We start from the raw sequence: 23,947 nt of genomic DNA, 5'->3' as shown, positions 1-23,947 counted from the left end.
CGCACACTATCAAAAAATATCGGCATTCTCATCAATCGTATTACCGGCATCTTCTGCCAGGCGGTAAATCACCTCCTGCGTGATATTGATGTTCAATTCGATAACTATCGGCTCGCTGGGTGCATTTACATTAATGCATCCGGCAACCGCCATCGAACCGGCCATCAAAATCGCCGTAGCATAATATCCAACACCCTTTCTTGCCGTGCCGCCCTGCGATGGCACGCGTACCGCGCCGGAGCAGGCCTTGAGGCGGGCTTTGGTCAATTTCATAGCCGTCATGGCAATTCCTCGCTGTCTGAAGTCTGAATGGACGGTTCTGCGGAACGAATAAAGTCTGGTGGCGGTATCTGGGGCGGCGAAGGAGGGGCCGGTGTCGGCGTTCGGGCGGGCGCTGATGCGGGGGCTGCATCACGGCGAATGAAACGGGTGCCATCATCGCGCATCAGACCCAGATCGCGCGGGTCGCGCACCGAAGAAGGGTCATAGGTGGTGCGCAGATTGGTGAACAGTTCATAGAATGACGCACGGATATTCACATTCAACCGAATCGGCAAATCAGCAATCTGGCGCGTAATGAAGTTCTGTTTGGTACCACTGCCCTGCTTGACCCCGTCAAACCGGACCTGGGTAACGATATCGCCCGTCAGTGCACCATCCATTCCGATCCGCATCGTATCATAATCGAGGCTGCGCAAAGTCGTGAAAGCATAATTCGCCATCGGCGAAAGGTCGCGGTAGCTTAGCTCGCCGACATAGGCGACATTGCCGCCGGGCGCCCGCGATACCAGCGACCCGCCAACAATTGCGCCAAATCCTTCCTTGTCAAACACGATCGGCAGCGACCCATCAAAGATTCCGGTCGCGGCAAGATTGGCAATGTCCATATTTTCCACGAACAGAGCCGCATCCAACGCCTCGACTTCGAGAACATAGCGGCGCTCTTCCTGCGCAGACAAGTTGAGATCGACCGGTTTGAGAGTGAGCGTGCCGCCCATAAACGGCCATTCACCGCCGGTGACACCCAGAAACTGCCCCTCTCTCAGCGAAAAACCAATAATCCCGTCCAGCACCTCGATACCCGGGTTGACCGATGCGACATATATTTCCTGATCGGGCGCGGTGGTCAGGCTGAGCAGATCAACAAACTCCACTGTCCCGCTGGCGCCGCGGACCGGCCCGAATACCGCCGCGAAATCAAGCGATTCGGAAGAGAATGTTCCGGCGCTGGTGAGCGTGTCAGCATCCCAGCCTATCCTGCCCGAACCGGTAACCCTACCTCGCACCAAGGCCACTACGCCGCCCGCCAGATAGGTCAGGTCATCAGGCTGTAACGCGTTATCAAAAGTCAGCCCCGAGGCGGTGAGATTGGCAAAACCGGCTGCGCTGTCCAGATTGTGCCGCATATCCACCGCGCTCACCGCCCGGCCGCTCGCCGGATGGCGCAGCACGGCATTGGCGGTAACAATATTATCCTGCAAAACCAGCGATGCACCGCGCGCGATTAACGGTTCGAAGCGTTGAACCTCCTCGCGATCAGATACGGTGAATGCCGCATCCGAAACCGCCAATACAGCATCATTGAAACTCCACTCGCCGCATGACCCGGAAATATCGAGCGGCACCGCGAATAGGCGTATATCTGCGCCGCTGAAGCTGCCAGTGATGGTTTGATCAAACATCGCCGTAAGCTCTGACACGGCAAAGCGGTTCGCCTGTGTATCTGCGCCCAGCGTGATGGTCACGTCTCTTGCCTTAACCACACCGGGATAGGCAATGGCGACCGCCCCGCTCGACACCGCAATGTCGGTTCCGCCCAGTGATCCGTTCAGCGCCAGCGATCCGGTACCTGCCGCGATACGCAAGGCATCGCCGCTTTGCCGAACGATCGCGCCGCCGGGCGGCGGGCACAGGCGCAGTCCCCGGCTGGCCAGATCAAGATTGGCAAATTTCAGCGAATCGAAGCGAACAGTCGTGCAGCTGTTCCAGATCGCCAAACCGCGCGCCGCGCTCCAGCTGCCTTCAATGGGCACCGCCAGATTGCGCATCGCGCCGCCGGGCAACATTCCGCTAACCGCAGCATTACCGGTAAATTGTACCGCTCCGCCGCGCTGCGTCACAGCCAATTCGGGCAATTCCACCCAATTGTCACCCGCACTGTATCGCTGCATTTTCAGCCGGAATATCGCGTCATCCGCGCCGCGTTGTTCCATCCGCCCGGTAATCAGCGGCAAACCGTTCCCGCCCATCCGGAAATTCCCGCTCAGCTTGGCCTGTGCAGAACGTGATTGCTGGTACTCAACGCGGGAAAAGGATGCGATATCACCGCCGCTGGCATTGCGCAGGCTGCCTTGCGGAACCGATGCGCTGATCGTCCCATTGGCGGCTTTCATATTAAATGAGGCGTTCAGCCTCGCGCCGCGCAATTGTCGCTGCTGCGCGGCATCCAGTTTGGCGAAGAGCGGCGCAAGCAAAGTGCCTTCGGCTGATGTTTGCAGTGGCAGCAAGCGGCCCGATAGATAAGCGCCCGCATCAATTGCGGTGACAGCCACATCACCTTGTAATTGCGCCGTATCATACCCGTTCTGCATCCGCAGCATGGCGCCGATCGTAGCCTTGCCCGCACGCAATTTTCCCGACGCCAGCCGTCCGGCCTGCAAATCAATCGCTGCGGTCAGCCCATCCTGCGTTGCAGAAAGCCGCAATGGTCCGCTCACCTGCGCGGCAAGGATACCGGCACCGGAAAATTGCCGCGTCAGGGCCGCGGCCTGCACGTCGGCTTTGGCAAAGTCGCTGGCCACGGTCAGATCGAGCGCAAACTCTGCCCCTCGCGCATTGACCCCCGCATCGGCGCAATCAAGCGATGGCACCCGAAGCGGACCGTCAAGCGATATCGCGCCGGCCTGTGTCGAAATATTTCCGTAAAGCGAAGGCGCAGCAGCACGGCATCCGGCGATGCTTAAAGACGGGGTCGTTGCAGCGATGATACCGGTAAAACCGCTATCCAGCCTCCCTTCCCCTTCCGCCTTCCAGCCAATTCTGCCAAAATCCGTCTCAAGCAGCCCGCGTGCATCAATCAGCGCGAGATCCAGCGCGGGCAGACCCGGCGGCTCGTCGCTTTCAGCGAACACCACCGTATCGAGCGCGCCGAAACTGAGGCGGCCATCACGGTAACTGCCGAACAGGCGCGGCTTAATCAATGTAATCCGGCCCAGCTCCGGCGGACCCAGCCCGTATATTAATTCTGCCTCAACCCGTTCGATAGTCAGATCGGGATTGGCGGGATCGCCAATAATGATATTGGTGAGCACTTGGCGGTCGGGCGAAATTTCCGCGACATCATAGGTGGCGGGCACACCGAGCCTCGCCAGTTCCTCCCCAATAAGATCGCGGGCGATGTCTTCCCGCAGCGCCCAGCCCAGCAGGCTGACACACATCAGGCAACCGAACAGCACCCACGCAAACCGGCGCAGCGCCTTACGCCTCCTTCGCAGCGGCAATTCGGGCGCAGGATCGCCAGTGTTATTGGAAGCGGGCGGCATCGCTTATTCCTTGCGCGGAGTGGCTGACAAAGGCAATGCAGTCCGCGCGTCACAACAGGATTAAATCGTGCCCGACACAGGCGATACGCCGCCCAAAGCCCCGCAAAAACATGGCGGAACCGGTCATCGGGCCCGTTTGCGTGACAGATTGCTGCATGGCGGTGCAGAGGCGCTGGCTGATTATGAAGTGCTCGAATATCTACTGTTTGCGGCCATCAAACAAGGCGATACCAAACCCGCCGCGAAAGCCCTGATCGACCGGTTTGGTTCGCTTGCAGGGGTACTCAATGCTGACCCTAAAGCACTACAGAGCGTCAAGGGAATTGGGGAGACGAGCGCGGCCTCTTTGAAAATCACCGCTCTGGCGGCACGGCGCATGGCGCGCAATGAAGTATCGCAAAAACCCGTGCTGGGCAGCTGGCAGGCGCTGCTCGATTACCTCACCATAGATATGGCGCATCTGACGGTCGAACGGGTACGGGTGCTCTATCTCGATACGCAGAACCGGCTTATCCATGATCACCATGTCGGCGATGGATCGATCGATGAAGCGGCCATTCATCCGCGCGAAGTCATCCGCAAGGGATTGGATATAGGCGCGACGGCTCTTATCCTGGTGCATAACCACCCCAGCGGCAACCCGCAGCCCAGCCGCGCCGATATCCAGATTACCCACCGCATTGCGGAGGCTGGCCGGTTGCTAGGCATTGTGGTGCATGATCACGTTATTATAGGCCGCGACGGGCATGTTTCGCTGAGAGCCAAAGGCCTGATCTGAAACGGCAATCTACTGCTCTGGTGATCTGTCATTACAGTTCGGGTTCTATCCCGAAGAGCGCGTAATAATCCTTCAACTCGGGCGTCTGGCGCAATGCCATTTCGATTTGCTCGCGACCTTCGCTTTTGCCCTGCTCCAACAGGATAATACCGCGCAAATAGCGCGAGGCCGACAGGGCGGGAGCAATCTTCAAAGCCGCATCCAGATCAGCGATTGCAGCGTCATAATCGCCTTTCGCGAAATGCACCATCGCACGGCTATCCAATACCGAAGCGGGATAATCGGCCCGTTCGACAGCGCGCGTACATTGCGCCACGGCATCGCCCAGACCGACCTTGTGCAGCCCGCGATACCAGCAATCGGCATTGAGCAAACTAGAGCTTTCCGACTTTTCGAGCAGCCGCTCCTCCAGCATGGTGAGGCCGGTACCGACATCTCCTGCCATCCCCAGAATGAAGGACTGTGTATCGATAAAGCCGTCCTGCTCGTCTTCCGAGACGGGTAATAATTCGAGCAATTCGAGCGCGCGGTCAGTGTCGCCTGTCCGGGCAATTAGCTGCGCCTGGTAATAGGCGGTATCATTGCTGGGCGACAGGTCATAGGCGGTTTGGATATCGGCAATCGCGGCGTCCAATTGGCCCAATGATACATGCAGGCCCGAGCGGGTCAGAAACAGATCGGCTGTCGGCTGTTCGGCGATCACCGCGTTGATATCTGTTAGCGCATTGTCGAAATCATAAATCAGCCGGAAGAAATTCGCCCGCGATTGCAGCGGCGCAAAATCATCATCATCGGCCAGAACAACCGCCACATTATAGGCATTGCGCGCTGTGCGCGTGCGGGCCGCCAGTTCGTCCGGGTCAAGCTCCCACCGCCATGTAATATTTTCCGGCGCATTTAATGTCAGATCGGCTTTTGAAATCCGTAAGGCCGCATGGCGGTTTTCGGCGAGTTTCTCGACCGGTATTTCGCCCAGATCGCTGATCGTCTGCTCTTCGACTGTCACGCGGTCGCCATCGATAGAGGATTTCCGCATAATCTGCGTATTGGCGAAGCGGTCATCAATGGTTTCGGTGCCGGTCAGAGTGAACCCTTTGCCGCCTTCGGGGAGAATAACCGTGGTGATCGTATGGTCGCGCCTCGGGCCATAAGTGGCCACGGGAATATCGCGCCATTTGGGCCGGATACGATTGGGTTCGAAAGATACATTATCGTTCGTATCGCCCATATCCATCGTGATCTCGCCCTGGTCGAAATCAAACGCGGAATCGGACACGCCCTTTATCAAGATGTTGCCGATAGCCAGTTCTTCATCATAGGACAGCAATACGGAAGTCACCTGTCCCGTCCCGCCAGCCCTGCCGAACCTTTGGCCAATCTGCTTGCGGACTTCGGGATCATCCTCGTCGACGACCGACTGGATAGATGCGCCCGTGGTACCCGAAATTTCCATTTCGATACTGAACAGCATCGGCAAATCAAGGCCCGCGCTCTGGTCAAAAGTCATCCGCATAACCGAATCGGGAAACAGTTTCTGGCGATCGGTCATTTTGGTCAGATCGGCGCCGCCCGGTTGCAGCGGCAAAGCGTAGTAAAATGCGGGCACTTCAGCCAGATTGTGCATCCGCGTGGCGGTGCTGGTTCCGTCGATCCAGTAATCGGTGCCGTTAATTGTGGCGCGGACAATCATATGATCGAAATTTGCGGGGATCGGCAGCAATTCCGGCAAAGCGTCACCGCCCTCGGTCGCAACCAGAACAACGTCCGCCTCGATACCCATCTGCCGCAGGATCGACATCAGGAGCACCGATTTGGCTTTGCAATCGCCGTATCTTTTTTCCCACGTCTCTTCCGCCGATTGGGGCAGATAATTGCCGCCATCCAGACCATCCAGCAGATAGCTCACCTGATCCTGTACCAGCCGGACAGCCAGCTCAGTGCGTTTCAAAGGATCGTCGCTTTGCGCCATGATCGAAGCCACTTCGCCCGCGACATTACCCGATGGCGAAACAATCGCTGCTTTGGTGAAATGCGGCTCCATCACAGCGGACAATTCCTGCCAGCTTGCAAAACTGCCCGCGCGCAGCAGCGGCGGACGGCTGAAGCGTGACGGCGCATCTTCGGGCATCTCGTCCGGTTTGGCGATGGGCAAATCCACCGTCAGATAAGTGTACCCGCCCCGCTCGACAACATCGGGCAGATCAATATTGGGGCCCGCCTGATAGGAAATATCGTAAGCCGTCGGCCAGCTCACGATGGTGCGCGCCTTGCCCGCGCGCCATGGTGCGGGTGGAAGATACTGGAATGCCTGCACTTCCTCACCCAAGGCCTGATCCGCCAGAGTAATACTATGCGCCACACGCAAAATATCACCCTCTTGCAAACCCGGCACTGCAACCGTCGCGGTCAAACGGCCATCGAGCAAGCGGCTTTCGAGCCCCTGTTCGCGCCGCAAAATTTCGAACCGGACGCCTTTTGCAGCCAGATCAATCACTTCGTCGCCGCGCAGGATTTCAAGCCGGTGAATAAACAGATCGCCTTTATCGGGCGCCCATGAATATTGCAGCGTCCCTTCCGACATAAGCGATTCCGGATTGTCTATCCGGACAGCGCGGTCGTTATATTCGTGCACCATCCCTTCTTCGAGCCGGTGCTGCCAATCATAGAGAATATCGGATGGGCCCGCAGCCAAAGTGTCAGGGGCCAGATCGGCGGCAATAACCCAGTCTGGGGCTTCCTCGTACCGGACTTCCTCACCGGCATAGGCTGGCGTGGAAGTTGCAACCATCGCAAATGCGCTGATGCAGCCCAATTTGTACATGAATAACCCCTGATGGAAAGTAATCGGGCAAACCTACAGTATGCTCGGTCCTTTGCAATTAGAACCGGTCAATTTTATTTACTGAACCGGGGCAGCAAAAACAGTAACAACAACGGTTTACAGGTGCCCGGCCAGCCAAGATACCATTCGTCCGCAGTTCGTCGACACGCATCACTTGCCAAGCGCAACCGGCCCGCTTAGCCGCCTCAGCACGCCAGTAATTTTCAAGAATCATCTGTTTCGGAGTGTTTATGGTCCCGCGTTATTCCCGCCCCGCAATGTCCGCCATTTGGGAGCCGGAGGCACGCTTTCGTATCTGGTTCGAGATAGAGGCGCATGCGACCGAGAAACTGGGCGAGCTTGGCGTAGTCCCGAAAAGCGCCGCAAAGGCGCTGTGGGACTGGTGGGCGACCGATCCGGTCATTGATGTTCCCGCAATTGATGCGATTGAAGCGGTGACCAAACATGATGTCATCGCTTTTCTGACATGGGTGGCAGAGCAGGTCGGCGATGAAGCCCGTTTCATGCATCAGGGCATGACCAGCAGCGATGTTCTGGACACCGCCTTGGCGGTTCAACTGGCACGTGCCTCTGATATCCTGCTCACCGACCTCGACGCTTTGCTCGCAGCCATCAAACGGCGCGCGCAGGAGCACAAATATACCCCCACCATCGGGCGTAGCCACGGTATCCATGCAGAACCGGTGACGTTTGGTTTGAAACTGGCGCAGGCTTATGCAGAATTTGACCGCTGCAAAGCGCGCCTGATCGCAGCACGCGCTGAAATTGCCACCTGCGCAATCTCGGGTGCGGTTGGTACATTCGCCAATATTGACCCCAGCGTTGAAGCGCATGTCGCGGAAAAATTGGGCCTATGCGTTGAACCTATCTCCACCCAAGTCATCCCGCGTGACCGGCATGCGATGTTTTTCTCTGTTCTGGCCGTGATCGCCGGATCAATCGAACGGGTGGCTGTCGAGGTTCGCCACTTGCAACGGACCGAAGTGCTGGAAGCGGAAGAATATTTCTCGCCGGGCCAGAAAGGCTCCAGCGCCATGCCGCACAAACGCAATCCGATCCTGACCGAAAACCTGACCGGCCAGGCCCGTATGATCCGCGGCTATGCCATGCCAGCCCTGGAAAATATCGCGCTGTGGCATGAACGCGATATTTCGCACTCCTCAGTCGAGCGTTTCATTGGCCCTGATGCGACAATTACTCTCGACTTTGCTCTGGGCCGCTTGACCGGTGTAATCGACAAATTGCTGATTTATCCTGATCGGATGCAGAAAAATATGGACCGTATGGGCGGGCTGATCCATTCGCAGCGTGTATTGCTGGCGCTGACCCAAGCCGGTGTCAGCCGTGAGGACGCCTACCGCCTGGTACAGCGTAATGCGATGAAAGTATGGGAATCGGACGGCGCGGTATCATTGCTTGATCTGCTCAAAGCCGACACCGAAGTCACCGACGCGCTGTCAGCCGCTGAAATCGAAGCAAAGTTTGATCTCGAATATCATTACAAACAGGTCGATCATATCTTTGAACGGGTGTTTCATTAGACGCCAAAATGTGCCCGCCCTTCACTTCCGGCACGAACCGGCGTAGGGATAAAAGGCAATAGTCGGAGTAAAATTATGCAGGTCGTCCGCACCATCTTCTGGGTTCTGTTGTTTGTCGGTCTGGCGGCGTTTTCGTTTTTTAACTGGACCCCTGTAGAAGTGACAATCTGGGAAAACCTGATTGTCGAAACCAAAGTGCCCGCGCTGGTTATCATGGCATTTCTGCTAGGCATGGTGCCAACATGGCTGGTCCATCGCGGTATCAAATGGCGGCTTTCGCGCCGGATCAAAACGTTGGAAAACGCTGCAAGGGCGTCTGCCGTCACACCGTCTGCCAGCACGGCAGATGCGATGGGCGGCCCATCTGGCAGTGCGGACGCCGCCCGTTTCGCCCAGCCTTCGTCACCCGCCTCTGCTTCGGGCGCGCGCCCCCTATCGGCCGAGCCCAAAACATTATGAGCAACCCTGTCTATCTTGCGCTGGATATGCCGCAATTGGATGCGGCCCGGATCATGGCGAAAAAAGTAAAAAGCCATATTGGCGGGCTGAAATTGGGTTTAGAATTCTTCTGCGCGCACGGTTCGCACGGGGTGCACGAGATCGCGCAGCTTGGCTTGCCGATTTTTCTTGATCTGAAATTGCATGACATCCCCAACACCGTTGCGCGCGCGATGCAGGCAGTCCATGTTCTGGAGCCAGCAATCGTCACCGTGCATGCCAGCGGCGGACGTGCGATGCTGGAAGATGCCAAGGCGGCAGCGGGCGAACATACCAAAGTCGTTGCGGTAACCATGCTTACCAGTCTGGACCAGCGTGATCTGGTAAAGCAAGGCATTGGCGGCACGCCGCATGATCATGTGATGCGTCTGACAGAGCTTGCCCACGCAGCCGGGATAGATGGCATTGTCTGCTCTGGCCAGGAAGTTGGCGCAGCACATAAACATTGGAAAGACGGCTTTTTTGTTGTGCCAGGCCTGCGTCCTGCGGGTAGCGCGATTGGTGATCAAAAGCGCGTTGTGACCCCCCGTCAGGCACGCGATGACGGGGCCAGCGTGCTCGTGATTGGCCGCCCGATCAGCCGGGCAGCCGATCCGGTTCAGGCCGCCCGCGATATTGAAGCAACGCTGTGATCGCTGCGGGGATTCGTATGTCAGCCGCCGCCTTGCTGGCGGTAGCAAGCGCATCCTGCACTTATAAGGAAATCCGCCCCTCGATCGCCCAGCAGGAATCGGCTCGCGCGGATGTCCAGCAATTCGGGCCTGTGTCTTTTCAAGAACTTGCGCCGGGTATCTGGCAACATACCGCCTATCTTGACGTACCCGGGTTCGGCGCGATCCCGACCAACGGCCTGGTGGTGGCGGATGGGGAGACATCCCTGCTGGTCGATACCGCATGGACCGACCAGCAGACCGAAGCGATCATAGGCTGGGCGCGCGCGGCGCTGAACAAGCCGATCCGCGCGGCTGTGGTCACGCATGCGCATAAGGACAAAATGGGCGGAATGAACGCGCTGCATGATGCAGGTGTCGCCACCTATGCGCTGGCGATGACCAATTCCTTGGCCGCAGAAAAAAACCTGACCCCTGCACAAAACGACATCACTTTGAATGCGCGGCAATGGGCCACCGGGGACGCAGCGCAGGTGCTCGCACCGCTCAAAATCTATTATCCCGGCGGCGGACATACAGCCGACAATATCACGGTTGGAATTGCCGGTACCAGGATCGCATTTGGCGGCTGCCTGATCAAGGGGTCGGGCGCGAAATCGCTGGGTAATCTGGCCGATGCAGATACGCAGAATTACGCCGCAACACTCAGCAATTTCGCCGTCGCATTTCCTGATGCGACGATTATTGCCATGAGCCATTCCGAGCCTGAAGGCCGCGAGGCCATCGACCGCTCTTTGAAACTCGCCAAAGACCTATAGCCAGCAGAACCCCGATAAACAACAGAGCCCATGACCACGCAGATCAAAATTTGCGGCATTTCGACCGCTGAAACGATGGCCGCGGCATTGGATGCCGGCGCGACGCATGTCGGCCTGGTCCATTTCGAACCAAGCCTGCGCCATTCGGCTTTAGGCGATGCATCGCGCCTGCGTGCCGCCGCGCGCGGCAGGGCTAAGGTCGTGCTGCTGCTGGTCAATGCGGAGATCGCGGTAACTTCTGCCGCGATTGAGGCGATACAGCCCGATGTCATCCAGTTTCATGGCTCCGAAACGCCCGAATGGACCGGACTGGTGCGTGAACGATTGGGAATCGAGGTGTGGAAGGCGCTGGGCGTTAAAGACAGGCCCACTCTGGCAAAATCGGAACGGTTTCTGGGCAAAGTGGACCGCCTGTTATTTGATGCCCCGGCTACCGCTTTGCCTGGCGGGAATGGCACCAGTTTCGATTGGGGTTTGATGGCCGAACACACGCACCTGATCGAATGGGGGCTGGCCGGCGGGCTGACACCAGACAATGTCGCCGATGCGATCCGCCAAACCGGTGCGCCCCTGGTCGACACTTCCAGCGGTGTTGAAAGCGCGCCGGGCGTGAAAGATATTGGAAAGATTGCGGCTTTCTGTAATGCGGCGCGCAGCGCCAGAGGATGATCGATGAATACACTTTCCCCCAATTCCTTTAAAAACCAGCCCGATGAACGCGGCCATTTCGGCGCCTATGGCGGCCGTTATGTCGCCGAAACGCTGATGCCGCTGATCCTTGACCTAGAAACAGAATATCGCGCGGCACAGGCTGATCCGGCTTACAAGGCGGAATTTGATGATCTGCTGGAGCATTATGTTGGCCGCCCGTCCCCGCTCTATCATGCAGAACGGCTAACCGAAGCGGTCGGAGGTGCACAGATCTGGTTCAAGCGGGACGAATTGAACCATACCGGCGCGCATAAAATCAACAATTGCATCGGGCAGATCCTGCTCGCAATCCGCATGGGCAAAACGCGGATTATTGCCGAAACCGGCGCGGGTCAGCACGGTGTCGCCACCGCCACCGTATGTGCGCGCTTCGGCCTGCCCTGCGTGATTTATATGGGCGCGACCGATGTTGCCCGCCAGCAGCCCAACGTGTTTAGGATGAAGCTGCTGGGTGCAGAGGTCGTTCCCGTCACCAGCGGAGGTGCGACGCTTAAAGACGCCATGAACGAAGGGCTGCGCGATTGGGTCGCGAATGTGCATGACACATTCTACATTATCGGCACCGCGGCTGGCCCGCACCCCTATCCGGAAATGGTCCGCGATTTCCAAAGCGTGATCGGCATTGAGGCCCGCGCGCAAATGTTAGAGCGCACGGGCCGTCTGCCCGATCTGCTGGTCGCCTGCATTGGCGGCGGTTCCAACGCGCTGGGCCTGTTTTACCCGTTTCTGGACGATCCCCAAGTGAAAATGCTCGGCGTGGAGGCCGCGGGACACGGCCTTGATGGAGACGAACACGCCGCCAGCCTGACCGGCGGCGCGCCGGGCGTGCTCCACGGCAACAAGACCTATCTGCTGCAGGATGAAGACGGCCAGATCACCGATGGTCACTCGATCAGCGCAGGCCTCGACTATCCTGGCATCGGCCCTGAACACGCATGGCTGAAAGAAAGCGGCCGTGTGGACTATACCAGCGTAACCGACGACGAGGCGCTGGAAGGCTTCCAACTGCTGTGCCGCACCGAAGGTATTATTCCTGCGCTAGAGCCCAGCCACGCGATTGCGGCGGTTGCTAAAGTCGCGAAGGAAATGCCCGATGACGCGACCATCTTGGCGAACCTGTGCGGACGCGGTGATAAAGACATCTTCACCGTGGCAGAGGCGCTTGGGGTGGAGATATGATACGAATTGTTCAGATTGTCTCTGCAATCTCCGCGCTCATTTTGGCAGTTTTCGTTGTGATTACTGGTGAAGAAACGAAGTCAATATACGGCCAGCTCTCAATAGCTTTTGTTGGTATTAGCATGTTCTGCCTAGCTTGGAACAATTGGAACGGTAGCAGTAAGCATGACTGAACGGATAATCTCAAACCTCGCCATTCTTAAAAAGCCCTCTCACCTTCAGGGGAGAGGGTTGGGAGAGGGGCCAAGCGTCAGTGCAAATGCGTAACGCCGCCTCACTCCAGCACGCCAAGACAATGCGCAAAGAACCAACCGAGCCAGAAAAACGCCTCTGGCATCAACTTCGCGCTGGCAGATTTCGCGGCATAAAATTCAGGCGGCAGAAGGTTGTTGGCAAATATATCGTAGACTTTGCATCTAATGCGCCAAAGCTGGTGATTGAGTTGGATGGCGATACGCACGCTTTTCAAGCCGAATATGATGCAGAGCGCACTGCCTTTTTGAACGGCGAAGGGTACCGGGTGCTGCGGTTTTGTAGTAATGATGTGATGAGAAATATGGATGGTGTTTTGGTTAGAATTGGTGAAGCTGTTGATGAGTTGAAAGGCAGTCCCCCTCTCCCAACCCTCTCCCCTGAAGGTGAGACGGCTTTAGCCTGTGTGCCTCCTCTCCCCTTGAGGGGAGAGGACCGAGGAGAGGGGCCTGCCGCATGACCCGCATTTCAACCGCCTTCGCATCCCCAGCACTCGTTTGCTTCCTAACCGCTGGTGACGGGGACACGGCGGCCAATCTCGATGCTCTGGTAGAGGGCGGAGCGGATGTGATTGAGCTGGGGATGCCCTTCACCGATCCGATGGCCGATGGGCCTGCGATCCAGAAAGCGAATCTGCGCGCTCTCGCCAAGCGGACCACGACCGCCGATATATTTGCGCTGGCTGAGCAGTTCCGGCTGCGTCACCCTCATGTGCCGCTGATCCTGATGGGCTATGCCAATCCGATGATCCGGCGCGGGCCCGAATGGTTTGCGGATGAATGCGCGAAGGCCGGTGTCGATGGCGTTATCTGCGTCGATATTCCGCCGGAGGAAGACGAGGCACTCGGCCCTGCTTTGCGCGCCAAAGGCATTGCCCCAATCCGCCTTGCCACACCCACCACCGATGCCAAGCGTCTGCCTCAGGTTCTGAATGGGTCAGACGGTTTCGTATATTATGTCTCCGTCGCAGGCATTACTGGTCTGCAACAAGCAGCGACAGCATCCATCGAAGACGCCGTGGCCAAGCTCAAAGCCGCCACCGATCTGCCCATTGCGGTCGGTTTCGGCGTGCGGACCCCCGAACAGGCCAGCGCCATCGCCAAAGTCGCGGACGGTGTCGTGGTCGGCTCTGCTCTGGTCGAATTGGTGGAGCAGCATGGCGCAAATGCGCCCGCTGCGCTAAGGGAGCTCACTTCGGCTCTCGCAAACGCGGTTCATTCCGCGCGGACCCCTTAATTTCGTCATTGCGAGGAACCGAAGGTGACGCGGCAATCCAGCGAAGGCGCTTGATACTCTGGATTGCGTCGCTACGCTCGCAATGACGATAAAACTAGAATAGGCTATCAGCATGAACTGGCTTACCCGCGTCCGCAATTCCTTGCCATTTGGCGACAAGCGCGAAACCAATGACAATCTGTGGGTCAAATGCCCCAATTGTCAGGAGATGCTGTTCGCCAAGGAATTTGAGGAAAACCAGCAAATCTGCCCGCGCTGCGACTATCACGGGCGCATCGGCGCGGATGAACGGCTCAGCCAGTTGCTCGACATGGGATATGATCTTCTGGAGCAGCCGGAGGTTAAGGAAGACCCGCTGAAATTCCGCGATACCAAGAAATATACCGACCGGTTGAAAGACGCCCGCGCGAAAAACCCGCACCGCGATGCATTCAGTGTCGGGTCAGGCCAGATCGAAGGCCATGATGCGGTTGTCGGCGTGCAGGATTTCAACTTTATGGGCGGATCGATGGGCATGGCTGTCGGCACCGCATTCTGCCAGGGGGCAGAACGCGCTTTGGCGCGCAAATGCGCCTATATCGTCGTGACTGCGGCGGGCGGTGCGCGGATGCAGGAAGGAATTTTGAGCCTGATGCAAATGCCCAGGGCAACCGTGATGACGCGCCGCCTGAAAGAGGCCGGCTTGCCTTATATCGTGGTGCTGACCGATCCCACAACCGGCGGCGTCACTGCAAGTTACGCCATGCTGGGTGATGTGCATATTGCCGAACCCGGCGCCTTGATAGGCTTTGCCGGACAGCGCGTGATCCAGGACACCATCCGCGAGCAATTGCCCGAAGGGTTCCAGCGCGCTGAATATCTGAAGAAGCACGGCATGGTCGATATGGTGGTACACCGGCACGCATTGCGCGAAACATTGGCGCGATTGCTGGATTATATGCAGGGGTCGGCCAAGGATACCAAAGCGGCCTGATACCGGTGGCAGATTTCGGCACGTCCGACCATCCGGCGGTCCGGCAGCAGCTCGACCGGCTGGCGCAATTGTCGCTGCCGCAGGGGCGATTTGGCCTTGATACCATGCGCGCGATGATGGCGCGGCTGGATAATCCGCACCAAAAATTACCGCCGGTTTTCCATGTTGCGGGTACCAATGGCAAAGGCTCTACCTGCGCATTTTTGCGCGCGATGCTGGAGGCGGATGGCAAGCGCGTCCACGTGACGTCCAGCCCGCATCTGGTGCGGTACAATGAACGGATCCGAATTGCCGGAAAGCTGATTGAAGACGACTATCTGGCGCAGTTACTGGCCGAAGTTCTGGATGGCTGCGGCGATCTCGGCCCCAGCTTTTTCGAGGTGACCATTGCCGCCAGCTTCCTCGCCTTTGCCCGTAATCCAGCCGATGCCTGTGTGGTCGAAGTCGGCCTTGGCGGGCGGTTCGATGCGACCAATATTATCGAACAGCCAGCCGTTTGCGGGATCGCCGCCTTGGGTATTGATCACGAACAATTCCTGCTTGCGCCAGAGGACGGCGCGCCGGATGCCCCCATTGCGCGGATCGCATTTGAGAAAGCGGGCATTGCCAAACACGGTGCTGCGCTGGTGACGCAAAGTTACGCTGCGCTGGCCAATGATGAAATTCGAAAAGCGGCAAAAAAGAATGATAGCGCATTGATAATGCGCGGCGACGCCTGGTCTATCAGCGCAGCAGACAGGCTCACATATTCTGACCGGACAGGCGCGCTTGACCTTCCGCTGCCTGCGCTGTTCGGGCGGCATCAGACAGACAATGCAGGATTGGCCATTGCCATGCTACGGCATCAAAATGCGTTGCCAGTCACCGGCTCGGCCATTGCGTGCGGGCTACAGACGGCGCGCTGGCCTGCCAGAATGCAGCGGCTGGGTGATGGACCGCTTGTTGATATCCATGAACTGTCCGAAATCTGGGTTGATGGTGGTCACAATGCAAACGCGGCAGAGGCAATCAGACAGACGCTATCGCAGGACAGCATAGTGCCGAATGCGGCGCAAGACGGCCCTAAGATCAAGGTGATACTGGGAATGCTAGGCAACAAAAATGCGGAGCAATTCATTCAGGCCATCGCGCCGGTCACCAGCATAATGATCGGCGTTCCAGTGCCCGGACATGATTGCCACAAACCCGCCGCATTGCGCGCAATGGCAAAGGCGGCAGGGATTGCCCCGAACGGCGCGGCAGATACTATCGAAAGCGCCCTGCACCTGCTCAATTCCGGGGGGCCAGATGATAAACGGCAACCGGTCGCCATTCTGGGTTCGCTCTACCTCGCTGGCGAAGTGCTCAAACGAAACCGCGAATTTCCCGATTAGGCGCTAGCCACTATTTTCAACAGGACTTTCTTCACCCGCTGTACCCAAGGACTGATCCACCAGTCCATTTCGCATCATCCACCAAAACAGCATAACGCCTGGGAATGCGAGAACCGTGGTAAGTATATAGAAATTTACGTACCCGATGCCTTCTATCAGACCACCTGCAGTGGTCCCTGTTAGAAACCGTCCCAGAATACTGGCGGCAGCAGAGAGAAGGGCAAATTGGGTGGCTGTGAAACTTAGATTGCAGAGCGCTGAAAGATAGGCGACGACACACACTCCGCCAATTCCACTGGCGAAATTTTCGAAACCAATCGCGGCTGCCATTCCCAGATTGCTGTGCCCTACTGCGGCAAGACCCGCAAAGCTGAAATTGGAAACGGCCATCAAGACCAAGCTAATCAATACCGACTTCTTCATACCCAAACGTGCGTAAAGAAAACCACCGACGAAAACTCCGACCAGCAGTGCCCAGAAACCAACCCCGACATCGTAAATCGCGATCTCATCTTTGCTGTATCCCAAATCTTCAAAAAGCAACCGGAAGGTCAGATTGGCCAGCGTGTCACCCAATTTGTGGATAAGCACAAATACCAGTACTAAAAACGCACCTTTGCGTTTGAAAAATTCGGCAAGCGGGCTGACATAGGCAATTGCGGCGGCAACGGGCCCCTGTAGCGGTTTCGGTGCGATACGCCGCTTGGGTTCTCCCATGACTATACCAGTTGCAATCGCAAAGATGCTAAAGAATGCGCAAACAGTGTACGCCGCGCTCCACCCATAGCGTTCTGCTACTACCAACGCTGTGGCTCCGGCAGCGGCAGCACCAATTCGCCAGCCATATTGGCTCATACCGGACCCAACGCCCAACTGATGCGGCTCAAGCAGTTCAATGCGATACGCATCGATCACTACGTCGAAAGTTGCCCCCGCAAATCCCACCAAAATTGCCGCTGCGGCAACCATCGCGATATCTTCCGTAGGATCAAGTGATCCAAGAAACATAATGCTTATCATTACCAACAGAGCCGTAAAGATGAGCCAAGATACGCGCTGGCCAATACGCCCAAGCAAAGGCACACGCACTGCATCGACTACTGGTGCCCACAGCCATTTGAAATTATAGGCTAAAAAAGTAAGTGCGAACGCTGTGACCGTAGATTTTTCAATCCCTGCCTCTGCCAGTCTGGTGGTCAATGTGGCAGCGATCATTGCAAATGGGAACCCAGATGATATGCCCAGAAATAGTGCTGCTAGCGGTGCGGGCTCCAGGTATGGTTTGATACCGTCCCATGCAGTTTTCTTTTCGGCGGCTTCGCCCATACTATTCCCATCCCTTTGAATGCGGCAAATTTCATGCGACACTAGCGTCTCGGCGCATTTAGGGAAGAGTTGGATGACCATGACCGGAACTGAAATCGGGGGATTGCGTCCCACCAGCGGCCAATTGGCGCTTGCCCAGGCGATTGTGAGCGGTGGAGGCCGCGCGCCTGACAGAGACAATACGGGCATCACGCATGTCCCGGCCAGCGTATATATCGATCCTGAGCACTGGCGCGCCGAAAAAGCGGCTCTGTTCGATCGGATGCCGCAAGTGATCGTGCCTTCTGCCTTGCTTCCCGGTGCCAATATGGCGGTTCCGCATGATCACACCGGCAGACCTCTCCTGATCACGCGCGATGCGGATGGCACGGCGCATGTGTTCCTGAATGTTTGTCGCCATCGCGGGACGCGATTGATGGAAGGCGGCGATGCGCAATGCACCAGGCGGTTGGTTTGCCCTTATCACGCATGGACATACAGGCTGGATGGCAGGCTGCTCGCCCTGCCCAGGCCCGAAACTTTTCCCGGTCTTGATAAATCCGATCACGGCTTGATCGAATTGCCGAGTTGCGAGGCTGGCGGCCTTATCTGGTTCGCGCCCGAACAATCAGAACCGGGCGCGGATTTTTCCGATGCGCGAATATTGGGCGAGGATTTTTCCGCTTTCGGCATGGATGATCTGTTCCTGTACCGGCGTAAAACGCACCACGTGACGGGCAACTGGAAGCTCATCATGGACGCTTTTCTGGAAAGCTACCATGTCACGCGGCTTCATGCGAACACCATCGGCCCCTTCTTCAAAGACGGCGTGACGGCTGGCGATATGATCGGCCCGCATGCCCGCTCTGCCGTCGGGCGGCTGGAAGATATGGAGAACGCTGACCTGACCGATATGGCCGCAATGCGCCGCGTGATTACGTTCGCCTATCAGCTATTGCCCGCGACAATCATCATCCCCAGCCCCGATTACGTGAATGTGATGGTGCTGATGCCCAGCGCGCATAACCGCACAGCAGTGGAGGATTTCATGCTGATCCCCGAAAAACCCGCCAGCGATAAAGCGCGCGATCATTGGGAGCGGAGCTGGAACCTGCTCGATGGCGGCGTGTTCGCCAGCGAAGATTTTCGCGCGGCGGAACTGGGGCAACAAGGCCTGGAAACAGGCGCAGTGCCGCACTTGACTTTGGGGTCGCTGGAAACCGGGATCCTGCGTTTTCATGAAACCGTCCAGCAGGCGCTGCGCAGTAATGCTTGAGTGAAATGGGTCAAGCGCGTAACCGCGCGCTATGGTCACAGTCACACCCGTCCCCAAGCACGATCCGTCCAAACCTGAAGGGCACCGGATCGCTAAACTGCTCGCCCGCGCAGGTATTGCCAGCCGCCGCGAAGTGGAACGGATGATCGGCGATGGCCGCGTCGCGATCAATGGTACAGTGCTGGAAACTGCAGCCACGATTATTGCCGATCTCACCGGCGTGACTGTGGATGGCAAACCGGTCGGCAAACCTGCACCCGCGCGGCTGTTCTGTTTCAACAAACCGCCCGGATTGCTGACCGCCGAACGCGATTTCAGCGGGCGCGGCACCATTTACGATGCGCTGGAAAATTCACTGCCGCGCGATGCACCGCGGGTTATGCCGGTGGGCCGCCTCGATTTTAATACCGAAGGCTTGCTGCTGATGACCAATGATGGCGCGCTGAAACGCGCACTGGAATTGCCCAGCAGCGGCATACCGCGCACCTATCGCGCCCGCGCATTTGGTGATGTATCGCAAACCCAGCTGGAAGATTTGATGGACGGAATCACCATCGAAGGGGTGCGTTACGGATCAATCAATGCCAATCTGGAACGCCGGACTGGCCGCAATCAGTGGATCGAACTTACCTTAACCGAGGGCAAGAACCGCGAAGTGCGCAATGTGCTGGAATTTTTGGGGTTGGAGGTGAACCGCCTGATGCGGACTGCCTATGGCCCTTTCATTCTTGGCGATATCAAGCGCGGCATGGTCAGTGAAATCAAGCAAGCCGATGTCGAACGGTACCGTAAGCATCTGCTGACGAGCGGCAAATAATGCGGATCATCGCGGGCGAATGGCGCGGGCGAACGATTGCTGCACCCAGGGGTGAATCAACGCGCCCGACGGCGGACCGTACCCGCGAAACATTGTTCAATATGCTCAACAGCCGTTTGGGATCATTCGAAGATTTGCGTGTGGCCGATATGTTCGCCGGATCGGGCGCGCTTGGTTTGGAGGCGCTCTCTCGCGGCGCGGCGCAGTGCCTGTTCGTGGAGCAGGAAGACAGCGCGGTTAAAACCATTCGCGCCAATATCGCTGCCTTTGGCGCGAAACTGCGCTGTGATGTCCGGGCAGGCTCTGTGCTGGCGCTGGGCCCCGCCAATACGCCGCTTGATCTGATCCTGCTCGATCCGCCCTATGAGACCGGGGCGGGGATGGTGGCGCTTGATAAATTGCACCGGCTTGGCTGGGTTGGCCCCGCCACCTGGTGCGTTCTGGAAACTGCGCGGCATGAGGATGTTAGGCTGACCGATTATTCCGTTGAGGCGGAGCGTAACGTCGGCAAAGCGAGACTGACTTTCTTGCGCAGCGCGGCTTGATACGCAGCGTAATGTTCTCTAACTGTTCGCGTTCATTATGACTGACCATTCCTCCGCCCCCGCGCCGCCCATAGGCGAGACAATTCCCGCCTATGCCGCACGTCTGAACGACCCGCAGAAGGATGCGGTGCTGACCACGGAAGGTCCGGTGCTGATGCTGGCGGGTGCGGGAACGGGCAAAACCGCCGCATTGACGGCGCGGCTCGCACATCTGGTCGCGATGCGCAAGGCATGGCCGAGCGAGATTCTGTGTGTGACGTTCACCAACAAAGCCGCCCGCGAAATGCGTGAGCGGGTTGGCGGCCATATCGGCCCGGCGGTGGAAGGGATGCCGTGGCTGGGCACGTTTCATTCCATCGGCGCGAAAATGCTGCGCCGCCACGCCGAACTGGCCGGCCTGAAAAGCAATTACACGATCATTGATACCGATGACCAATTGCGGCTGTTAAAACAGTTGATCCGCGACAATGATGTCGATGAAAAACGCTGGCCGCCGCGCCAGTTGGCCGGACTGATCGACAAATGGAAAAACCGGGGCCTGAACCCGTCCGATCTGGATGTGATCGAGAACGAGCTATACGCCAACGGACGGGGACAGGAATTTTACCGGCTTTATCAAGACCGGTTGAAAGCGTTGAATGCCTGCGATTTCGGGGACTTATTGCTGCATGTTCTGAATATTTTCAAAACGCATCACGAAGTGCTCGTGCAATACCGGCAGCGGTTTAAATATATTCTGGTGGACGAATATCAGGACACCAACCAGGTCCAGTATCTGTGGCTGCGTTTGCTCGCTCAGGAACGCAAGAATATCTGCGTGGTGGGCGATGACGACCAGTCGATCTATTCCTGGCGCGGCGCAGAGGTTGCCAATATCTTGCGGTTCGAGAAAGATTTTCCCGGCGCGAAAGTGATTAAGCTGGAGCAGAATTATCGCTCAACTCCCGAAATTCTTGCCGCCGCCTCCGGCCTGATCGGCGCCAATAGCGAGCGGCTGGGCAAGGAACTTTGGACTGATCTTCCCAAAGGCGACAAGCTGCGTGTGATCGGCGTGTGGGACGCCCCCGAGGAAGCCCGCCGAGTGGGCGAGGAAATCGAACGGCTGGAGCATGAAGGCGCTCCGCTTGATGAGATCGCGATTTTGGTGCGCGCACAGTATCAGACGCGCGAGTTTGAAGACCGGTTTATTCAGATTGGTCTGAATTACAGGATCATTGGCGGTTTCCGTTTCTACGAACGTGCTGAAATCCGCGATGCACTTGCCTATCTGCGCGTGATAGCCCAGCCCGCCGATGATCTGGCGTTTGAGCGGATTTACAACCAGCCCAAACGCGGGCTTGGCGCCAAAACGCTGGAAAAAATGTATCAGTATGCGCGGGCCAGCGGGATGCCGCTCGCCGCTGCTTCGCTGCAATTGGCCGATAGCGATGAACTGCCCAAGCGTGCGGGCAATACCATTGGCGCATTGATGCGCGATTTCTTGCGCTGGCGCGAAATGGAAACGCAGATCTCCCCGTCGCAGCTGCTCCGCGCTGTGATGGATGAAAGCGGATATAATGCCATGCTGGAAGCGGAGCGTTCAACCGAAGCCGCTGGCCGGATTGAGAACCTGTCCGAACTCGCCCGCGCGATGGAAGAATACGAAACGCTGGGTGATTTTCTGGAGCATGTCAGCCTGGTTATGGATAATGACCGCGCGAATGAGGGCGAGAAAGTCACCATCATGACCATGCATGCAGCCAAGGGGCTGGAGTTTAATAACGTTTTCCTGCCCGGCTGGGAGGAAGGCGTATTCCCCTCGCAGCGGTCGCTCGATGAAGGCGGTCTTGCCAGCCTGGAGGAGGAACGCCGCCTCGCTTACGTGGCCATCACGCGGGCGCGCCGCCGCTGTACCATCCTGCATGCTGCGAACCGCCGGATATATGGCCAATGGACGAGCTCGATTCCCAGCCGCTTTGTCGAAGATTTGCCCGAAGATCATATCACCAAGGAAAGCACGATGGCGGGCGGGGAATCGCTGTGGCGGGCCAATTGGTCCGAAAATGATGACCCGTTTGCGCATGTCAGCAGCGCACGCAGCGGAACGCGCGGCCCCGGCTTCCAGCGCGCTCTCTCCGGCGGCTATTCATCATCCCCCGCAGTGGTGAAAGAACCGCGCCGGAGCGCCGCCAGCTTCGCCGCCAAAGCGCGCACCGACATCACCATCGGCGCGCAGGTCAAGCATGATAAATTCGGCAGCGGCACGGTGATTGACCAGGATGGCAACAAGCTGGTGATCAATTTCGAGAATGTCGGCGAAAAGCGGGTAATTGACAGCTTCGTGACCATCGATAGTTAGGATGCTCCCCAGGCAATCCCGCGCAATTCCGCGCAATCCGGCGCAATTTTGCCCAGTTCGAGGATCATCTTATGGCAAAGGATACGGTTCGCACAAAGACACCCATGAACACCCTGTCTTTGGCAGAGCTGCAGACGGATTTTCGTGAGGGCGGCACTGTAGCCATGCCCATTGCCGGAATGATCGTATGGGCTGTGTTGGGAGCCGCCGCGCTGCAAGTGGACGAGCGGACTATAGCAACCGGCGCGCTTTATATCATGATGGCGATTATGCCGCTCGCTTTCATCATTGATAAATTGAGAGGGCGCAATCTGTTCGGCGGGGGCACCGACAACCCGCTGACCAGGCTATTCCTGCTGTCAATACTGATTGTCGGTCTTGTCGTGCCGATCGCCATTGCCGGTGCCAATGCAGGCGAGCCGCTGATCCTAGTGGTCGGCATGGCTGTGCTCGCCGGTATTGTGTGGATACCCTATGGCTGGGCGGCCGATGATCCGGTCGGTGTTCGCCATGCTGTGGTTCGCTCGGTAGGGTGCTATACAGTCTTCGCGCTCGTCCCTGCCCCCTACACCGCGACGGCCATTTGCGCTGTGGTGGTTGCGGCCTATGTCTATTCGCTAATATTCATGCGGCGGTGAACGGATCAACAACAGATACGGACAAGCATTCAGGCTTTAGCTGCTCAGGCTTATCCAGATGGCGGCGAAAAAGGATGATCCGCCAAGCAAGCCGAAAAAATGCCAGATTGGATAGCGGAACCGCAAGGTTTTGCTTTTGTAGAACAGTGTCCCGACGGTGTAGAATACGGCACCTGCACCCAAAGAGATCAAGGCAGCGGTCGGCAATGCCGTGCGGAAGTCCGGCAATGCAAACAGGCCAAACCAGCCCAGCCCCAGATAAGAGGCGAGTGACCACTTCGTCTCGATATTCCTGCCAAAAATTTTGAACCACACACCCGCGAGCGCGCACATCCATACAATACCCAGAATGACATACGCACTGGTTGTGCCGGCAAACACCAATAATGGGCTGAACGTCCCGGCGATCAGCGTATATATCGCCGCATGATCCCAGCGCTGCAGGGTCCTGCGCATATGATGCTGCGGCATCAGATGGTACGCGCCCGATATGCTGATTGACGCCAGTATCGTCGCGACATAGATTGCGGTCGCAGCGACCAGCGCCGTGCTGCCCTGCGCTGCCGCAACGGGAATAAGCATCGCCCCGGCAATGACGAAAGCAATCAGACTAAGAGCATGCACGCCCAGATCGGCGAAACGCTCTGGTGCGGTTTGACTGGGATACATAAGCC

General features: G+C 57.6%; 21 protein-coding genes. 16 read left to right on the top strand and 5 right to left on the bottom strand.

The annotated features are described in order from the left end of the window. Positions 1-9: 9 nt before the first annotated feature. Both WA922_RS12085 and WA922_RS12080 read right to left on the bottom strand, forming a co-directional pair. On the bottom strand, positions 10-282 hold the full coding sequence (locus WA922_RS12085; RefSeq protein WP_424771962.1) for a YnbE family lipoprotein: 273 nt from the start codon (positions 280-282) through the stop codon (positions 10-12). After that, on the bottom strand, positions 279-3,542 hold the full coding sequence (locus tag WA922_RS12080) for an intermembrane phospholipid transport protein YdbH family protein (protein WP_424771961.1): 3,264 nt from the start codon (positions 3,540-3,542) through the stop codon (positions 279-281). The genes WA922_RS12085 and WA922_RS12080 overlap by 4 nt, the downstream gene beginning before the upstream one ends. 67 nt (positions 3,543-3,609) lie before the next feature. Between WA922_RS12080 and radC the strand changes: the two genes are divergently transcribed. Further along, positions 3,610-4,320 carry a RadC family protein gene (radC, locus tag WA922_RS12075; RefSeq protein WP_424771960.1) on the top strand — a complete coding sequence of 237 codons (711 nt, stop codon included), beginning with the start codon at positions 3,610-3,612 and terminating at the stop codon, positions 4,318-4,320. Between the two features lie 31 nt (positions 4,321-4,351). Here the strand turns inward: radC and WA922_RS12070 are convergent, their stop codons facing one another. Continuing rightward, complete coding sequence (locus tag WA922_RS12070) at positions 4,352-7,141, bottom strand: DUF3857 domain-containing protein (RefSeq protein WP_424771959.1); 2,790 nt, start codon at positions 7,139-7,141, stop codon at positions 4,352-4,354. Between the two features lie 251 nt (positions 7,142-7,392). Between WA922_RS12070 and purB the strand changes: the two genes are divergently transcribed. From purB to WA922_RS12020, 10 genes are all read left to right on the top strand, one after another. Further along, complete coding sequence (gene purB, locus WA922_RS12065) at positions 7,393-8,703, top strand: adenylosuccinate lyase (protein ID WP_424771958.1); 1,311 nt, start codon at positions 7,393-7,395, stop codon at positions 8,701-8,703. A 75-nt stretch (positions 8,704-8,778) separates the two neighbouring features. Beyond that, the gene (locus tag WA922_RS12060; RefSeq protein WP_424771957.1) at positions 8,779-9,162 is read left to right on the top strand and encodes a DUF1049 domain-containing protein; all 384 of its coding nucleotides are present in this window, start codon (positions 8,779-8,781) and stop codon (positions 9,160-9,162) included. After that, positions 9,159-9,833, top strand: a complete 675-nt coding sequence (gene pyrF / locus WA922_RS12055) for an orotidine-5'-phosphate decarboxylase (protein ID WP_424771956.1) — start codon at positions 9,159-9,161, stop codon at positions 9,831-9,833. Before WA922_RS12060 ends, pyrF begins: the two co-directional genes overlap by 4 nt. Positions 9,834-9,850: 17 nt before the next feature. Next, complete coding sequence (bla, locus tag WA922_RS12050; RefSeq protein WP_424771955.1) at positions 9,851-10,630, top strand: subclass B1 metallo-beta-lactamase; 780 nt, start codon at positions 9,851-9,853, stop codon at positions 10,628-10,630. Between the two features lie 30 nt (positions 10,631-10,660). Further along, positions 10,661-11,299 (top strand): phosphoribosylanthranilate isomerase, encoded by a 639-nt coding sequence (locus WA922_RS12045; protein WP_424771954.1) that lies wholly within the window; start codon positions 10,661-10,663, stop codon positions 11,297-11,299. A gap of 3 nt (positions 11,300-11,302) precedes the next feature. Further along, positions 11,303-12,520, top strand: coding sequence for a tryptophan synthase subunit beta (trpB, locus tag WA922_RS12040; protein WP_424771953.1), 1,218 nt, complete (start codon positions 11,303-11,305; stop codon positions 12,518-12,520). A 259-nt stretch (positions 12,521-12,779) separates the two neighbouring features. After that, positions 12,780-13,232 carry an endonuclease domain-containing protein gene (locus WA922_RS12035; protein ID WP_424771952.1) on the top strand — a complete coding sequence of 151 codons (453 nt, stop codon included), beginning with the start codon at positions 12,780-12,782 and terminating at the stop codon, positions 13,230-13,232. Beyond that, on the top strand, positions 13,229-14,008 hold the full coding sequence (gene trpA / locus WA922_RS12030; protein WP_424771951.1) for a tryptophan synthase subunit alpha: 780 nt from the start codon (positions 13,229-13,231) through the stop codon (positions 14,006-14,008). The genes WA922_RS12035 and trpA overlap by 4 nt, the downstream gene beginning before the upstream one ends. Before the next feature lie 112 nt (positions 14,009-14,120). Further along, the gene (gene accD / locus WA922_RS12025) at positions 14,121-14,981 is read left to right on the top strand and encodes an acetyl-CoA carboxylase, carboxyltransferase subunit beta (RefSeq protein ID WP_424771950.1); all 861 of its coding nucleotides are present in this window, start codon (positions 14,121-14,123) and stop codon (positions 14,979-14,981) included. Positions 14,982-14,986: 5 nt separating this feature from the next. Continuing rightward, positions 14,987-16,354, top strand: a complete 1,368-nt coding sequence (locus WA922_RS12020) for a bifunctional folylpolyglutamate synthase/dihydrofolate synthase (RefSeq protein ID WP_424771949.1) — start codon at positions 14,987-14,989, stop codon at positions 16,352-16,354. A 3-nt stretch (positions 16,355-16,357) separates the two neighbouring features. On the opposite strand, the gene WA922_RS12015 is transcribed toward WA922_RS12020, so the two are convergent. Further along, a complete protein-coding gene (locus tag WA922_RS12015) occupies positions 16,358-17,680 on the bottom strand; it encodes an AmpG family muropeptide MFS transporter (RefSeq protein WP_424771948.1) in 1,323 nt (440 codons plus the stop codon). A 79-nt stretch (positions 17,681-17,759) separates the two neighbouring features. Between WA922_RS12015 and WA922_RS12010 the strand changes: the two genes are divergently transcribed. From WA922_RS12010 to WA922_RS11990, 5 genes are all read left to right on the top strand, one after another. Then, positions 17,760-18,935 carry an aromatic ring-hydroxylating oxygenase subunit alpha gene (locus tag WA922_RS12010; RefSeq protein ID WP_424771947.1) on the top strand — a complete coding sequence of 392 codons (1,176 nt, stop codon included), beginning with the start codon at positions 17,760-17,762 and terminating at the stop codon, positions 18,933-18,935. Positions 18,936-18,966: 31 nt separating this feature from the next. After that, positions 18,967-19,752, top strand: a complete 786-nt coding sequence (locus WA922_RS12005) for a pseudouridine synthase (protein WP_424771946.1) — start codon at positions 18,967-18,969, stop codon at positions 19,750-19,752. Then, positions 19,752-20,297, top strand: coding sequence for a 16S rRNA (guanine(966)-N(2))-methyltransferase RsmD (rsmD, locus tag WA922_RS12000; protein ID WP_424771945.1), 546 nt, complete (start codon positions 19,752-19,754; stop codon positions 20,295-20,297). The genes WA922_RS12005 and rsmD overlap by 1 nt, the downstream gene beginning before the upstream one ends. 37 nt (positions 20,298-20,334) lie before the next feature. After that, positions 20,335-22,635 (top strand): UvrD-helicase domain-containing protein, encoded by a 2,301-nt coding sequence (locus tag WA922_RS11995; protein ID WP_424771944.1) that lies wholly within the window; start codon positions 20,335-20,337, stop codon positions 22,633-22,635. A 71-nt stretch (positions 22,636-22,706) separates the two neighbouring features. Next, positions 22,707-23,273, top strand: a complete 567-nt coding sequence (locus WA922_RS11990; RefSeq protein WP_424771943.1) for a DUF7010 family protein — start codon at positions 22,707-22,709, stop codon at positions 23,271-23,273. Between the two features lie 36 nt (positions 23,274-23,309). On the opposite strand, the gene trhA is transcribed toward WA922_RS11990, so the two are convergent. Next, complete coding sequence (gene trhA / locus WA922_RS11985) at positions 23,310-23,942, bottom strand: PAQR family membrane homeostasis protein TrhA (RefSeq protein WP_424771942.1); 633 nt, start codon at positions 23,940-23,942, stop codon at positions 23,310-23,312. Positions 23,943-23,947: the final 5 nt, after the last annotated feature.

This window comes from Pontixanthobacter sp. (genome assembly GCF_049682855.1).
Lineage (GTDB): Bacteria > Pseudomonadota > Alphaproteobacteria > Sphingomonadales > Sphingomonadaceae > Pontixanthobacter.
The sequence above is the reverse complement of the archived record's forward strand: the minus strand, read 5'-3'. Positions and strand labels throughout refer to the sequence as shown.

Bases quoted from the DNA above. Each gene is read 5' to 3' on its own strand.
- WA922_RS12085 (WP_424771962.1), bottom strand. From the start codon at position 282: ATGACGGCTATGAAATTGACCAAAGCCCGCCTCAAGGCCTGCTCCGGC.
- WA922_RS12080 (WP_424771961.1), bottom strand. From the start codon at position 3,542: ATGCCGCCCGCTTCCAATAACACTGGCGATCCTGCGCCCGAATTGCCG.
- WA922_RS12070 (WP_424771959.1), bottom strand. From the start codon at position 7,141: ATGTACAAATTGGGCTGCATCAGCGCATTTGCGATGGTTGCAACTTCC.
- purB (WP_424771958.1), top strand. From the start codon at position 7,393: ATGGTCCCGCGTTATTCCCGCCCCGCAATGTCCGCCATTTGGGAGCCG.
- WA922_RS12060 (WP_424771957.1), top strand. From the start codon at position 8,779: ATGCAGGTCGTCCGCACCATCTTCTGGGTTCTGTTGTTTGTCGGTCTG.
- pyrF (WP_424771956.1), top strand. From the start codon at position 9,159: ATGAGCAACCCTGTCTATCTTGCGCTGGATATGCCGCAATTGGATGCG.
- bla (WP_424771955.1), top strand. From the start codon at position 9,851: ATGTCAGCCGCCGCCTTGCTGGCGGTAGCAAGCGCATCCTGCACTTAT.
- WA922_RS12045 (WP_424771954.1), top strand. From the start codon at position 10,661: ATGACCACGCAGATCAAAATTTGCGGCATTTCGACCGCTGAAACGATG.
- trpB (WP_424771953.1), top strand. From the start codon at position 11,303: ATGAATACACTTTCCCCCAATTCCTTTAAAAACCAGCCCGATGAACGC.
- WA922_RS12035 (WP_424771952.1), top strand. From the start codon at position 12,780: ATGCGTAACGCCGCCTCACTCCAGCACGCCAAGACAATGCGCAAAGAA.
- trpA (WP_424771951.1), top strand. From the start codon at position 13,229: ATGACCCGCATTTCAACCGCCTTCGCATCCCCAGCACTCGTTTGCTTC.
- accD (WP_424771950.1), top strand. From the start codon at position 14,121: ATGAACTGGCTTACCCGCGTCCGCAATTCCTTGCCATTTGGCGACAAG.
- WA922_RS12015 (WP_424771948.1), bottom strand. From the start codon at position 17,680: ATGGGCGAAGCCGCCGAAAAGAAAACTGCATGGGACGGTATCAAACCA.
- WA922_RS12010 (WP_424771947.1), top strand. From the start codon at position 17,760: ATGACCGGAACTGAAATCGGGGGATTGCGTCCCACCAGCGGCCAATTG.
- WA922_RS12005 (WP_424771946.1), top strand. From the start codon at position 18,967: ATGGTCACAGTCACACCCGTCCCCAAGCACGATCCGTCCAAACCTGAA.
- rsmD (WP_424771945.1), top strand. From the start codon at position 19,752: ATGCGGATCATCGCGGGCGAATGGCGCGGGCGAACGATTGCTGCACCC.
- WA922_RS11995 (WP_424771944.1), top strand. From the start codon at position 20,335: ATGACTGACCATTCCTCCGCCCCCGCGCCGCCCATAGGCGAGACAATT.
- WA922_RS11990 (WP_424771943.1), top strand. From the start codon at position 22,707: ATGGCAAAGGATACGGTTCGCACAAAGACACCCATGAACACCCTGTCT.
- trhA (WP_424771942.1), bottom strand. From the start codon at position 23,942: ATGTATCCCAGTCAAACCGCACCAGAGCGTTTCGCCGATCTGGGCGTG.